The organism is Pseudomonas sp. nanlin1 (genome assembly GCF_045571515.1).
Classification (GTDB): Bacteria; Pseudomonadota; Gammaproteobacteria; order Pseudomonadales; family Pseudomonadaceae; genus Aquipseudomonas.
The window spans coordinates 2,923,270-2,936,319 of sequence record NZ_CP124218.1; the positions used below are offsets into that span (position 1 = coordinate 2,923,270).

A 13,050-nucleotide genomic window follows, 5' to 3' on the forward strand; every position below is an offset into this window, starting at 1 on the left:
GCACATAACCTCGCTGGCACGTCCAGCCTTGACCAAAGTAATCAAGCTTGCCGTGTTGAGGGACCACGACCTCGAGGCACGCGTCGCCACTTTGTTGATATCCCTTGATGCACTCCCAGTTTCGCTTTGAGTAGTCCAGTTTCGAGTGCGCCGGGAGCTTAACTTGGGAACTCACGGACTCTGAGCTAGGGGTGCCGATTGGCGTTGGAGTGTATGCCGGTATGGACGAAGCTGGTACAGATGCTGAACTAGATGACCCGTGTGGCTCAGTCAGCGTGCCCGGTTTTCCGGTATATGGATTGATGTTGCTCAGGGTGCTCCAGTTGTTTGCAAAATTACCATCAGGCGCCGAGCGATAATGGGGCGCTACGTAGGTTCCGTTGGCTCGGGTGTAGCCACTGACGTGCACTGCCCCGCCGCGAGCGTGTGCATGCTCAATCCAACCGAACCCCACGAGGCCAAATATCACTAAAGCGGTAGCGCTCAAACACCTGAGCCATTTAATAGACTTGTCCATGGTCACCTACTGAGGAGTGGATCGTAGCAGGCACCCCTCCAGATAGTGATGGGATCCTCTACACCACAATATCAATGTGCCATGAAATCTGAAAGTAAGACTGGTACTCCATCCAGCGGTTTGTGTCCACCTCCACGCGAATAGCGTCAGTGCGGGCATGCGGTTTCCGACACTGCCCCGGCGATGCTACAACGACCAGTGCTCTGACGCTGCCTGATCAAGGCCTGAGTCTAGAGGTGCCGCACGGACGCCGTGCTACATTTGATGGTTGTATCGAGCCGTCTGTAGCATGGAGTAAACGAAGTTCAGCTTCTCCTCGGTGGGCTCATCATCCCGCAACCAACGCACCTTGATGTTCAGATACTGCGCCCATTCGACCCCCTTTTTGAAAGCGCGTCGATCCTCAGTTTTCGCAGCCAGCTCAATGTATTGGTTTACGAGCTTGTATTGGTTTTTACCTGCGCGGTACTTGGCGTTATCAAACGCCTCGTAGCCACCGGGCCTAGCGCGGTATCTAGGCTTTTTGGAGCCGGACTTTCAAAATCAATGTCGGGCAACGAGCGGGCTCAGTGTGAAACGTCGGTAGCGGCCTCTCGTAGCCGGCAGGTACTGGGCGTACCGCGGGTAGCGCAGCGCCTCAACTGAAGTGAGACATTACCCGCGTAGCTCGACCACGATGCATCCCTCGCCGTTAGAGCAACCTCGGCTGTTGAAGGCTGACTCATCGATTATCCCGAGCTCGATCCTGTCCCCTGCCGCAGCTAGGTTGATCAGGAGTAGCACATCATCAGCGGCTGCCTAACCGCGGGGGCCATGAGTTTGGTGACCTCTTCGACCACCCACGCAGCGCTAGGCCAGAGTGCTTGCACAGCGAGCAGTAAGGCAAAGACGAAGAACGACCTCAACAGATAGCCGTGGGCGAGCTTGATATGGCTCACCTTCGCGTTGTTGCCCGGGTAGTTATCAATGACTTTGATAGCGATGTTCTTGGCAAGGCTGGCTACTGGCTGCGATGTGTCCCAGGTCTGGGATATATCGGTGGCACCCACTGTATTCGCGGCGCTCACGCGCAGCACACAGAACGCGCTGTAGCCGGCTCGCAGGACATAGATCACCGCAATCGCGAATACGGTTAGCGAGAGCGCACCCAGGACTTTACTGGCCTTTTCACTCCAGAGGCTTGGTAGCAACGACACCAGTACGGGTATCAGCGCGGTCACTGCTGCCAGGTATACACCTGCCTTGGTATCTGCTCCCTTACGCCGCTCCTGCTCTGCATCGTACATACGACGAGCTTCTTCAAGTGCTACTTCGCTCTGCGCATCCCAGTTACCATTCCTGACCGATGCCTTCCACCCGTCGCGCATCTGGTCGTTTGCTGCGATTTGAGCAGCCGTAGGAGGCACCAGAGTCGGCCAGAATATTTCCCTATCAAACCAAGGCATGTTGGATGCTCTCCAGCTGATCAACAATTGTAGCGGCGATCGGGTATCCCGTTTGGTTTTCGATCCAGGCCCACTGGCCGTTTGGATTGATCTCTAGAAACCAAAGCTTTCCATCACGATCACAGATCAAATCAATAGCCCCGTATCCCAGGTTCATCCGGCGCACCAGTTCCCGGCATTGTTCGGCTACCTCATCCGGCAGGCGGATCGCCTCATGCTTCAAGTCAGGATTGCTGCCCCGGCGCCAGTCGACCTGTGTTTCGTCTTTTTCCTGTGACCAGATAGCTGTTGAAAAAACCTGGGAGCCCACCACCGTGACACGAACATCGTATTTCTTGAGCACTTCCGCTTGAATGATCAGGGGCGCAAGGCTAAGAGCCGGTTCATCCCCGGCGGTCAATGGTTGCAACCTTGATGTGAACATCACCTTTTCCAGCGCACCCGGTAAGACCGCTTGGCGCAAAGGCTTTCCAATAGCGCAGCCTCCTGCTGTCAAGGATTCGGCCGACTTCAGTCGATTGGTGATGGCTGTGCTGGGGATGTTGAAACCGATCTGATGGGCAACGATGAGCTGCCGTGGTTTGTCTTCAGCGAGAAATATCTGGGTAGGGTCGCTGAACCATTTACCCCCCAAACGGAAATAAAGGCTTTTGAGGAAGCTGCTCCATTCTGCCTCGATGTAAGACCGCTCGCCGTTATCATCGACCAGCGCGGGAGCTTGCGGAGCACCTGGCCGACGGAAGTATGCGGCGGTGATATCACCTCCGGAGATCTCCCGCCCCTCCAACTCAATTGCCCAATCATCCATGGCGGTGTGGCCCATGGTGCTTCGGGATTGAGGAAGTAGCTCGGTATTGAGCCTGAAGTAAGGCAAGCTTCGTTTCTGAAGCTCCGCGACCACAAAATCCATCGTGATATCGCGGCGGTTTGTCACCAATAAAAACATGATGAAGAACCTCAGTCCAGGTAGAAACGTTGGTCTAGGCCAAACAGCGGATCGCCAGGATCATCGTTTTCGAGCTCAGCTTCGGTCTTGGTCATAAGCTCCAGCATGGCGTAGCAGGTACCTGGATCGTCCTCTTCTATCACCGTATCGGTCTTAGTCACTAGCTGCAGCAGGTGTGATCCGCAGCCATTGTTGCTCAGGTCATCATCACTCTCTGGGGTCGCGTACGTTTTGGTCAGCGTCTCAAGGGTGACGAAGGAGTCGTCATCCTCTTCGGCGTTTACCTTGGTCTTGGTGAGAAGCTCGTCGAGCGCGCCGCGAGCGATGATGGGCTTGATCCCATTAGGAGTCTCTACCACCCACATGTCATGGTGCGGAGAGTAATAGCCTGGCAGGTTATCTGAGCCTGTTCTGGGTACGGCGGTTTTTGCGAGCAGAGTAACGGCGCTCTTTGCTTGGTCTGTGGTCGGGGTAGGCATTGCGCGGAACTCCTGTATGGCGATTTGCCAACATAACATAAGGGACGATTTAAAAGACTATCTGGCCCACTAGAACTGAACAGCAATGCGCTTTCAGCAGCCATGGCTGTATAGCGCTTTACTATGTGCCCAAAAGTCGAGAGGTCAACCAGGATGCCTGTTAGCTTGCAAATGGTTCGTCGATTCTGTAGACCTCAAGCGCCGACCCCATAGCCCCGACGATGCTCATCAACTGATCCTTCCGCTGTAGTTGGCTGAGAGCTACAGCAAGGGGCGACGGGTTCAGTTAGACCTTTTCATATAGGCGCTATGCCAATAGTGAGGCTTCGCGATTGGCCAGCCATTCTTCCGATTCACTGCGGCGCGATGAACTTCTCCGGGTTGAGCCCAAGCGCCCGGTACCCAAACGCCATAGGCCGTGGTAGCACCTGGGTAAGCGTGACCCCTGAGGTCGAGATGTTTTTGATTCCCCCAGTGACACCGGGAGCATCCGGAACGAGTGTTTTTGTTAGGGCATCGATCGCGCTTTGCTCAGCATTGATTCTCTGTTTAAGGCTGTCCACCTCAGCTTGCTGCTTGCTCAGTTCTTCTTTTGCGGCTTGGTCACCTGTGCTGGTCTTGGTGTCCTTGGCTGAGCCCAGGAGGTTGAGCTTGTCCCGCAGCTCGGTCAGTCTTGAAAAGCGCTCGACTAACGCTTGGGTGCTCAGTGATAACTCGGCTGCTTGAGAGGCAGTGCTCGTGACTGAAACATCAATGGCGTTGGCGTAGTAAACCTCGGTCACCACCAGCATTTCGGGCTTGGCAACCACATCCCCATCCCGAAGGGTTTGGAAAGGCATCATCATTGCGACCATATTTTCGACACTGTAATCAGTGCCCGCATGGCTGTATGACTTTCTATGGAGCGCGGTCATCACGCTTTGCAGGTCAACTCGAATCATCGTCGCGCTGGGTACTGAAACCTTAAGTTCATAGGTGCCCCTGTTAGCCACGCCGCCCTTGGCACCTACCGAACCCGTCATCAAATTTGCACTTAGTCCGGACTCCATAACAGATCCAAATGTGAAGGCCGGGAACGAGAGCGCTCGGTTCAGGTTGAAGTCTGGGCCTTCATAGTCTTTGCATTTGAAATTTGAATATTTTATAGCTGTGGGCTGCCAGGTCTCGACAACCTTGGGTTCCGAAGAGCCTGCCAATGAAGCTTTATACCCTGATATGCTGGAAAGCTCAGGCTCGTTTTGAAGCGACAGGTATAGGCTGCAGAGATCTAGTGAGCCTACTGGCGCGCTGTAGTGAGTGTAAAACTCGGCGGGCTTTTCATCGGACTGCTTTTTCCCAGGGTAGGTTGGCACTAGGAAAATATTCCCTGGAAACACGTTTTCCTGCAGGGGGTAGACTGGGCGGATCCCCAGTGTGGCCACGCTCTCAGACCATGCCTTGAGTACGCCACCTGACTCAGGCTTTGAGGTGTTGCACCCGGTCAAAGTGACGGTAATCGCCACGCCGTAAATCAGAAAACTAACCCGCATACCCAACCCTCTAGCCTTGATCTGTCACTATGACATCACCGGTATAGGCGAAATGTACGGGAAATCAAGGCGGCCAGTAGCGAATAATGTTTATGGCACCCTGCTCTGTCTCCGCATCCGGCGCAAGCTCAGGTGGCGGTAGAATGACCGAGCCGCCAATCGAAACGAGGCCAGCGCCAGGTGCAGCACGGCGGACGTCGGCAGATGCGTTTTTAACTGCTTCGTTAGCTCTATCACGAATTCAAGGCTCACACTCCCAGAGTGGCCCACGCCCACCAAAATGGCCTCTCCCCGCTGACGCTTACACTTAGGCGCGAGCCGACTCCAAGAGAGGTTCGTCGGGAAGTAGCCCATCTGGACAAACTCCCTATAACCGCAATGCCTGCAAACGTGACCATCCGAAGCGCCACACAGCTGTTCGCCCCCACCCTGGCCAAAGATAACCCGGCGGGTTAAACAGTCCGCGCAGATATCCGTAGTCAGGCCTGCACAATCGTGCCCGGAGAGCCTGTCAGCACAGCACCACCTAACTAAGCAGGGTCAACGCCGACCAGCTTTGCCCACTCAACCAGATTTTGAGGTCGATAGTCACTCACCTTGCGCCAGCGATCAAACACAGATGCGTCGATGGTTTCGTTAAACGTGGCTGTCGTTGAGTCACCGTTGTCCACCGCCGGCGCACCGATAGGACGGTAGTAATGCTTTCCGAGAGTGGCAAGTGCATAGAGACCATGAGCCATCTCTGCATAGGAATCTCGAACTTGGCAGGTCGATTCGTCACCGTCCAACTGGACATCGTCGTTTATTACATTCCCTCGGCAACCACTGGCTAGAGACCGGCTCTCAATGAACGCCTATGTCCCCGTAACGAATAGTGGCGCCAAGTACCACCCGCTAAAGCTATCAACCTGTAGAACCGTAGACATCGTTTACATCTGAAACCGGGGACATCGTTTACACATTTGAGGCTTGGACGTGGGTCATGCCTCGTCCAAGCCTCCCCAGTTGATAATCACACTGGTACAAATCCCAAACATCATCGTCTATCTCTTTAAGCCCTATTCGCTCGCCACACAGCGCCTCGCTGACGAATACCAACTTGCCTTTCCACCTCATTGATCCGTCCTGTCTGACACTTCGAACCTTCATTTCTGCCGGGTACTCCACCTCTGGCAGGCATCCTGGGTACGCTCGATTAGACGGCACATAGAGCTCCGCTGGACGTTTCATACCAAGCGCCTCATGAGGGCGAACGTAATTGAACTCATGCCTGAAATGCTCGAGCAAAAGCTGCTGCTCAACCAAATTATTCCCTAGCGGCAGCTCAAGTTTCAGGCTGCGGTGCATTCGTTCATGACGGCCATTTTGAGCAGGTCTTCCCAGCATTATCCGCTCGGGATAGATACCTAAACGGATCCAACAGGCGGCCAGTGTGGACATCCTTGCCAGGCCTGGAGAAGCGAAAGGTCCCCCGTTATCAGAGCGGATGACTTCGGGCATGCCGTGTTCTTGAAAAAGCCTTTCAAAGGTTTGCTTTACAGGCTGGGTCATGATTTTAGCGTGGGCTCTGCAAGCCAAAATCAAACGCGAGGCATGGTCTGTAACCGTCAGCGGAAAGCACAACTGCGCATTGAGCATCTTGAATTGCCCTTTGTAGTCAACGCACCAGGTTTTGTTTGGCTCGTTGGCCTCTCGCATTGTTGTATGGGAGGTTCCGTGCCGACGCTTGAAACGCCGTTTGCTGACCAACCCAAGCCGATCAAGCCATTGACCTGCCGTGCTGGGAGCCGGCCAGGACGGGTAACCAGACACTGGGTCAGCAGTTTATCGACGCATGTACGGCAGCACTGGATGCGGCCTATCCAGATGGCCTAGAGTACTCGGGATCGGAGCTACATCGCCTCATACATCCTAAGATCGAAGCGGCTCTGGACGCAGCTTATGCTCGGCACTCGTCTGCAGTCACCTATGCCCAGGCATGCCAGCAAATACGCTCTGTGAGTGCCTGGGGCAGCTCAGAAGAGCACCTGCTGAAAACTATCAGCGAAGCTGAAATTGAAGTGGCAATACGCTCGGCTACCGGGGCTGACTTGGAAAATATCTTCCTGCAAAGCCTTAAGTTCAAGGTGCAAAGGCAAAGCTATGAGAACAGTTTTGGAGACATCGGCGAACGCTTCGTCAACGTCTGTAAAAAAATCGTGGCCGCTGAGCCCAAGGGGCGGTTCGCAAGCATCATCAACAGATATTTCAAGGCTCGTGGGCAGCAGGCGCTGTTGGAGCCCTGAGAGATACCATGATTGAATTTCGGGGATGGCTTTAGGAGGGAGGCCGCCCCGGAACGCCGTTAAGATAGGAACGCTCGCCGAATTACAGCTGCATTATCAATGCACCTTGTCCATAGTACGCGTCAGCGATCACCTGATTGCTTTACCATAAATGCGTTCAAGATGGCCCAGTGACCAGATAAGAACTGCCATTCAAAGGGAAGGCTGGAGTTGCGCCTGACCGGTGACCACGACACAAGACAAGGAAGGCGTTGATGCCCAATGAGCCTGCTGCTCCATTTGCCCCTATTCCACCACCGGCACCGCTGCAAGCCCCCCCTCCGCCACCGCCTATTGCACTGGCACAGGATCGCACTGGTCTGCAGGCTTACCTCCCTCCAGGAGGCGAATGGTTGCCGCTCAATGATCACGCATATGCTGTACTCAACGGCGAGCCGCCGACAGAGCCAAATCAGACAGCGCAGTATCGCTCGGCTTTGGCAGACATGTTCTCTAATGCCCTCCAAGTTCCCAATCTCTGCTTCCTAGCAGGGAGCGGAACGTCCCTTGGCCCGGTGGGAGGGCCCAGCATGGGCTACCTTTGGAGCTTGGCAATGTGCGAGCCAGCCTCAGGCACCCTGACCCTAGCTGCTTCCAGTGTCATGGACAAAGTCAGGTACCCCAACGGGTCGACAAACATTGAGCACTTCTTGTCTCAGTGTGATGCCTATCTATCGTTCAACGACGACCTTCAAGTTCGGGATTTCGTGAGCGATGTGAAGGCGTTGATTCTTGATGCCTGCTCGACGTTCCTGCAGACACCCCAGTCTGATATATCTGCCTACCGCCACCTTCTACAAAAACTTGCCAGGCGTCGAGTGCGAGATCCAAGGCTGAAGGTTTTCACCACCAATTACGATATGTGCTTCGAGACAGCTGCATCAGATTTGGGCATGGTAGCGATCGACGGATTCTCTTACACCAGAAGGCGCAGGTTTGATGGCAAACACTTCACGTACGACATCGTGCGAAGAGAGGCGGATGCTCATGAATTCACTGAAGGCGTCTTTCAGCTCCTCAAGCTCCATGGCTCAGTCAGTTGGAGCCGCGAGGGCCTCGACATTTTTGAGGATGCTGCGCCAACACCAGCAAACGCCTGTCTGATTTACCCAGCGAAAGGCAAATATCAACAGGCATTTCTGCAACCTCACTTGGAATTGCTCTCGCGTTATCTGGAATGTCTTCGTCAACCCAACAGCTGCCTGATGGTGGCGGGCTTTGGCTTTAACGATGATCACCTTTCGGAGCCCATCTACTCTGCCATCCAGTCGAACCCAAGCCTGAAGCTCATCTTGTGCGATTTTCAGTGCATCCCTCACGTGCACAACCGGGGGTTCCATGGTTCTAGTCCTTACTGGGGACGGTTCCATGATCTGGCCCGGCAGGGGTTAGACATCCACTTCGTCAGCGGTACGTTCAGCGATCTTGTCAGCTACATCCCTCATCTGCGCACTGCCTCACCGGCAGAGCAGCTCGCAAACGCTGTCCGGCGCATTGGAGCCAACCACTCATGACATCGCTCGATGGGATTCTCGCGAGTAACATGAAAATTGGCGTGGTATCGAGCGTCAGCGCCCAGCTGATCAAAGCCAACCTGGCGCACGCAGGCGACGTCAGTGGGCAATATCTTGGACAACATAGGTACGGGCGGGGTGAGGTCGGTGAGCTGGTTCTCATCGAAGGACAGCAGGCGGTGCTTTTGGGGCGGGTTACCGAAGTCTCTCTTCCAGATCGAGATCGCACCGAGATTTCGCAGGACTTTTCTGGCAGCCGCCAAGTTGACGCTATTGGCTTCGTCCGATTACTGGGCTCCGTAAACCCGCACACGTTAAAGGTGACAGCTGGAGTCAGCTCATATCCACGCTTGGGAGATCGCGTTTACTCAGCCCCGAGTACCTTCATTTCTCAAATCCCGCTACTCACATCAGCAGGGGTTGATGGTGCCATTCCAGATGTATTACTAAATCTTGGTCATATAGCAGGCGATGGCGGTTTTCCGATCTCCGTGACCCCGGAAAAAATCTTTGGGCGGCATTGTGCCATCCTAGGTTCAACAGGTGGCGGGAAAAGCTGGACGACGTCGAAATTGATCGAAGAGTGCCGCAGATTCGCATCGAAAGTCGTTCTGATCGATGCCACCGGTGAATACCGTTCGCTAGAAGGGCCTGACACTGCTCATTGCCACCTTGGCAATCCAATGTTCCGTTCGCAGAACTCCATCGAGGTAGGGCTTCCGCCCACGAGCTTTACAGAAAGTGATTTCATCGCACTCTTTCAGCCTTCAGGTAAAACACAGGGGCCGAAACTACGCGATGCGATCAAAAGTCTCAGGCTAGTAGATCTTGCGCCAGACCTGTTTCCCCAAGGAATTATCTGGAAGGTTGATCAACCCCGCTCACTCTACCAAGAGGCGATGAACCGCCCCAACCATGCCAATCTCGTCGACAGTCCGAGCCAGCCATTTAACCCCAAAATGCTGGTGCGTCAGCTAGTACAGGAATGCTGCTACCCCACCGCCCAAAAAGATCCAGAACGGTTCGGATCGGCGAGCAATGAGATCTCTTACTGCTCTTCGCTCTTGACTCGAATTTTGGGCGTAATGGGCTCTCCTTCGTTGAACAGTGTGTTCAAACCACCCCAGCACGCAGGCAACTTCGTTGAACAACTGGACGGGTTCCTTGCAGGCGAGCAGCGCTTATTCCGGGTCTGTTTAAGCGCTGTGGGGTATGAGTTCAACGCGCGGGAGGTAATCGCTAATGTCATCGGCAGACTCCTTCTCAATCGAGCCCGGGCAGAAGTGTTCAGAGATCGGCCACTGATCGTCATTTTGGACGAAGCCCATAATTTTTTGGGCAAAGTCATAGGCGGCGAAGACGATATGCAGAATCTGGACGCCTTCGAGCTAATTGCTAAGGAAGGCCGTAAATATGGCTTGAACATCTGCCTTGCAACCCAGCGCCCCCGCGACATCACCGAAGGAGTGCTTAGTCAGATGGGGACACTGCTGGTTCATCGTCTTACCAACGACCGTGATCGGGAGGTAGTCGAGCGGGCATGTGGTGAGATTGATCGTTCGGCGGCTGCCTTCTTGCCGAACCTCAAGCAGGGAGAAGTTGCAATGGTGGGTGTTGACTTCCCAATCCCAGTAACCATTCAGATAGGACGCCCTACTCAACCCCCGATTTCGGATGGGCCCAGTTTTCAGGCTAGATGGGCAGTGTAAGGGCGGGCGCTATATAGCGAAAATGGGGCTCGTTCGGAGACTTCTCGCGGGCTCTTGCTGTTACCTAGAATCGGTTTTGCTTGAATGCCCACCTAAAGGATGATTGTAGTGGTCAATTAATCCCGGACACGACGTTAAGTTTTTCCTCGGCGCGTGCTGATGCCAACCCCTCGTTGAATTGGTGAGGCCGAATCCAGTTGTAGCGATGCATCAAAAAATAGCTGATATAGCGCTGCGCTTCCTGCGCAGTTCGATGGCCCACCAATGCCGAGTGAACGGCTGGCTTCGATGTAGCTGTAATTTAGTTTGAGCACGAGGTCGGCTGCATCGCGCTTGAATTCAAGAGTAAAGGAGCGCCGTTGCTTGGATATCTGACACCTCGAGCTGGCGAGCATTCTCGCCTAAATGGGTGTCCGGCTTTATTAGACCCCTACAAATGAATCGCCCCTGGTTTCCGAGAAACCTCCAAGCCTCATAATGAGGCCCGAATAGGAGGTGCCCTGAGTCGTCAGGGTTACCCCGAAGAATTCAAGATCGAAGCGGTCAAGCAAGTGACCGAGAAAGGCAAACCTGTCGCCGATGTTGCCCAGCGCCTGCGCATGTCCGTTCACAGCCTCTACGCCTGGATCAAGCTCTACAGCAAACCACAAGAGCAGCGTGAGCAAGACGATGACCAGCAAGCCGAGCTGCGTCAGCTTCGCGCCGAACTCAAGCGTGTGACTGAAGAACGAGACATCTTAAAAAAGGCCGCCGCGTACTTTGCCAAAGAGTGCGGCTGAAGTACGCCTTCATCAAGAAACACTCAACTGATTACCCGGTATGGCGCCTTTGCCAAACTCTCAAGGTACATCCCAGCGGCTACTAGGCTTGGCTGGGCGAGCCTCAATCTGCCCGAGCAAAAGAAGATCAACACCTGCTTGGCTTGATTAAACATGCTTGGCTGGAGAGCGGAGGTGTATACGGCTATCGCAAAATTCACGATGACCTACGTGAGCTGGGAGAGGCATGCGGGCGAAATCGAGTCGGGCGCTTGATGCAGGCGGAGGGGCTGCGTTCGCAAACGAGCTATCGGCGGCGTTCAGGGTTTTACGGTGGAAAACCAACAGTGGCCTCGCCCAACCACCTCGCGCGGCAGTTCAAGGTCAGTGAGCCGAACAAGGTCTGGGTGACAGATATCACTTACATCCGCACCTATGAAGGATGGCTCTACCTGGCAGTAGTGCTGGATCTGTTCTCACGCCAAGTAATTGGTTGGTCAATGAAGCCAAGGATGTGCAGCGACCTGGCTATCGATGCGATGTTGATGGCTGTGTGGCAACGCAAACCACAGCAGCAAGTACTGATCCACTCAGACCAAGGCAGTCAGTTCAGTAGTTTAGACTGGCAAAGCTTCTTGAAGGCCAACATTGTAATCAGCAGCATGAGTCAGCGAGGAAACTGCCACGACAAGGCCGTAGCCGAGAGCTTTTTCCGCCTTTTGAAGCGGGAGCGAATCCGACGAAAGATCTACACAACGCGTGAAGACGCCCGAAGTGATATTTTCGATTACATCGAAATGTTCTATAACCCTAAACGCCGGCACAGCAGTGCTATGCAGCTGTCTCCAGTAGAGTATGAGAAACGTTATTTCCTGAGCTTGAAGAGTGTTTAGGAAACCAGGGGCGATTCAACTGACGCGGGTCAAATATCCCCCAGACCAAGTCGAGCGCTTTTGAGTAGTTTCGGAGTATCGTATTGCCTTAACTCAAGGATGGTTTATGGCAAATCACAACTCTCAGAAACACCTCGCTGTGTTGATCGACGCCGATAACGCCCCCGCGGCCACCGTGGAAGGCCTCTTTGAGGAAATCGCAAAGTACGGCGTCGCGAGCGTTAAACGTATCTATGGAGACTGGACAGGCCCGCAGCTTGGCAGCTGGAAGAAGGTACTCCTTGATCACTCGATTCAGCCTATTCAGCAGTTCGCCTATACCAAAGGCAAGAACGCCACTGACAGCTCGCTGATCATCGATGCAATGGACTTGCTGTATACCCGCCGCTTTGATGGGTTTTGTCTGGTGTCCAGTGACAGTGATTTCACGCGCTTGGCCTCTCGCCTTCGCGAGGAAGGATTGACGGTGTATGGCTTCGGAGAGGAAAAAACACCGAAGCCGTTCGTAGCGGCATGCGATAAATTCGTGTACATCGAGTTGCTACGAGAGGATGCGCTGGCGGTACCCGTTGAAGAAATGCCCAATACGCCACCGACCAAACCTGACTCCTCGGCACCCGCCGCCCAGATGGATGCCCCCAAGAAGCCCAAAGCTCCTGTAGGCTTTATCGCAAAAATTCTGGACGACATCGCTGACGAGGATGGCTGGGCACATTTAGGCGCGCTAGGCGCCAATATCTCAAAGCTGCGGCCAGAGTTTGACCCTCGGACGCATGGCTACAAAAAACTGAGTGATCTGATCAGAGGACATCACCACGCATTCGAGCTTCAAGCACGAGGTGCGTCAGGAGGCAGTGCTGTGATGTACGCTCGTCATAAGCATTCAGGTAAGTAAGCAAATGGGCAGGATCCGGTGTCTTCAAGCCGAATGGGGAG

At 54.1% G+C, this 13,050-nt stretch carries 9 protein-coding genes and 3 pseudogenes; 5 read left to right on the plus strand and 7 right to left on the minus strand.

What is annotated here, in order from left to right; translation table 11 throughout:
• Positions 1-1,287: 1,287 nt before the first annotated feature.
• From QCL65_RS13580 to QCL65_RS13605, 6 genes and pseudogenes are all read right to left on the minus strand, one after another.
• Complete coding sequence (locus QCL65_RS13580; protein WP_407309416.1) at positions 1,288-1,962, minus strand: hypothetical protein; 675 nt, start codon at positions 1,960-1,962, stop codon at positions 1,288-1,290.
• The gene (locus tag QCL65_RS13585) at positions 1,949-2,908 is read right to left on the minus strand and encodes a hypothetical protein (protein WP_407309418.1); all 960 of its coding nucleotides are present in this window, start codon (positions 2,906-2,908) and stop codon (positions 1,949-1,951) included. Before QCL65_RS13585 ends, QCL65_RS13580 begins: the two co-directional genes overlap by 14 nt.
• An 11-nt stretch (positions 2,909-2,919) precedes the next feature.
• A complete protein-coding gene (locus QCL65_RS13590; RefSeq protein WP_407309420.1) occupies positions 2,920-3,387 on the minus strand; it encodes a hypothetical protein in 468 nt (155 codons plus the stop codon).
• Positions 3,388-3,740: 353 nt separating this feature from the next.
• A complete protein-coding gene (locus tag QCL65_RS13595; protein ID WP_407309422.1) occupies positions 3,741-4,916 on the minus strand; it encodes a hypothetical protein in 1,176 nt (391 codons plus the stop codon).
• Between the two features lie 530 nt (positions 4,917-5,446).
• Positions 5,447-5,704 carry a hypothetical protein gene (locus tag QCL65_RS13600; protein ID WP_407309424.1) on the minus strand — a complete coding sequence of 86 codons (258 nt, stop codon included), beginning with the start codon at positions 5,702-5,704 and terminating at the stop codon, positions 5,447-5,449.
• Positions 5,705-5,870: 166 nt separating this feature from the next.
• A pseudogene (locus QCL65_RS13605) lies at positions 5,871-6,710 on the minus strand (transposase); the annotation flags it as partial.
• Positions 6,711-6,913: 203 nt separating this feature from the next.
• Between QCL65_RS13605 and QCL65_RS13610 the strand changes: the two are divergent.
• The 3 genes from QCL65_RS13610 (at position 6,914) to QCL65_RS13620 (ending at position 10,463) form a co-directional block, all read left to right on the plus strand.
• A complete protein-coding gene (locus tag QCL65_RS13610; protein WP_407309426.1) occupies positions 6,914-7,201 on the plus strand; it encodes a hypothetical protein in 288 nt (95 codons plus the stop codon).
• Between the two features lie 254 nt (positions 7,202-7,455).
• Positions 7,456-8,754 (plus strand): SIR2 family protein, encoded by a 1,299-nt coding sequence (locus QCL65_RS13615; protein WP_407309428.1) that lies wholly within the window; start codon positions 7,456-7,458, stop codon positions 8,752-8,754.
• On the plus strand, positions 8,751-10,463 hold the full coding sequence (locus QCL65_RS13620) for an ATP-binding protein (RefSeq protein ID WP_407309430.1): 1,713 nt from the start codon (positions 8,751-8,753) through the stop codon (positions 10,461-10,463). Before QCL65_RS13615 ends, QCL65_RS13620 begins: the two co-directional genes overlap by 4 nt.
• A 112-nt stretch (positions 10,464-10,575) precedes the next feature.
• Here QCL65_RS13620 and QCL65_RS13625 read toward each other — a convergent pair.
• Positions 10,576-10,725: pseudogene (locus QCL65_RS13625) on the minus strand (IS3 family transposase); the annotation flags it as partial.
• A gap of 238 nt (positions 10,726-10,963) precedes the next feature.
• Here QCL65_RS13625 and QCL65_RS13630 point away from each other — a divergent pair.
• Positions 10,964-12,114 (plus strand): annotated as a pseudogene (locus QCL65_RS13630) (IS3 family transposase).
• 106 nt (positions 12,115-12,220) lie between these two features.
• Entirely contained in the window at positions 12,221-13,009 is a 789-nt protein-coding gene (locus QCL65_RS13635) for an NYN domain-containing protein (RefSeq protein ID WP_407309432.1), read from the plus strand.
• The last annotated feature ends 41 nt before the right edge of the window (positions 13,010-13,050 follow it).

What these genes read in the sequence shown, in the direction of transcription:
- QCL65_RS13620 (WP_407309430.1), top strand. Translation starts at nt 8,751, where the DNA reads ATGACATCGCTCGATGGGATTCTCGCGAGTAACATGAAAATTGGCGTG.
- QCL65_RS13595 (WP_407309422.1), bottom strand. Translation starts at nt 4,916, where the DNA reads ATGCGGGTTAGTTTTCTGATTTACGGCGTGGCGATTACCGTCACTTTG.
- QCL65_RS13590 (WP_407309420.1), bottom strand. Translation starts at nt 3,387, where the DNA reads ATGCCTACCCCGACCACAGACCAAGCAAAGAGCGCCGTTACTCTGCTC.
- QCL65_RS13635 (WP_407309432.1), top strand. Translation starts at nt 12,221, where the DNA reads ATGGCAAATCACAACTCTCAGAAACACCTCGCTGTGTTGATCGACGCC.
- QCL65_RS13585 (WP_407309418.1), bottom strand. Translation starts at nt 2,908, where the DNA reads ATGTTTTTATTGGTGACAAACCGCCGCGATATCACGATGGATTTTGTG.
- QCL65_RS13615 (WP_407309428.1), top strand. Translation starts at nt 7,456, where the DNA reads ATGCCCAATGAGCCTGCTGCTCCATTTGCCCCTATTCCACCACCGGCA.
- QCL65_RS13580 (WP_407309416.1), bottom strand. Translation starts at nt 1,962, where the DNA reads ATGCCTTGGTTTGATAGGGAAATATTCTGGCCGACTCTGGTGCCTCCT.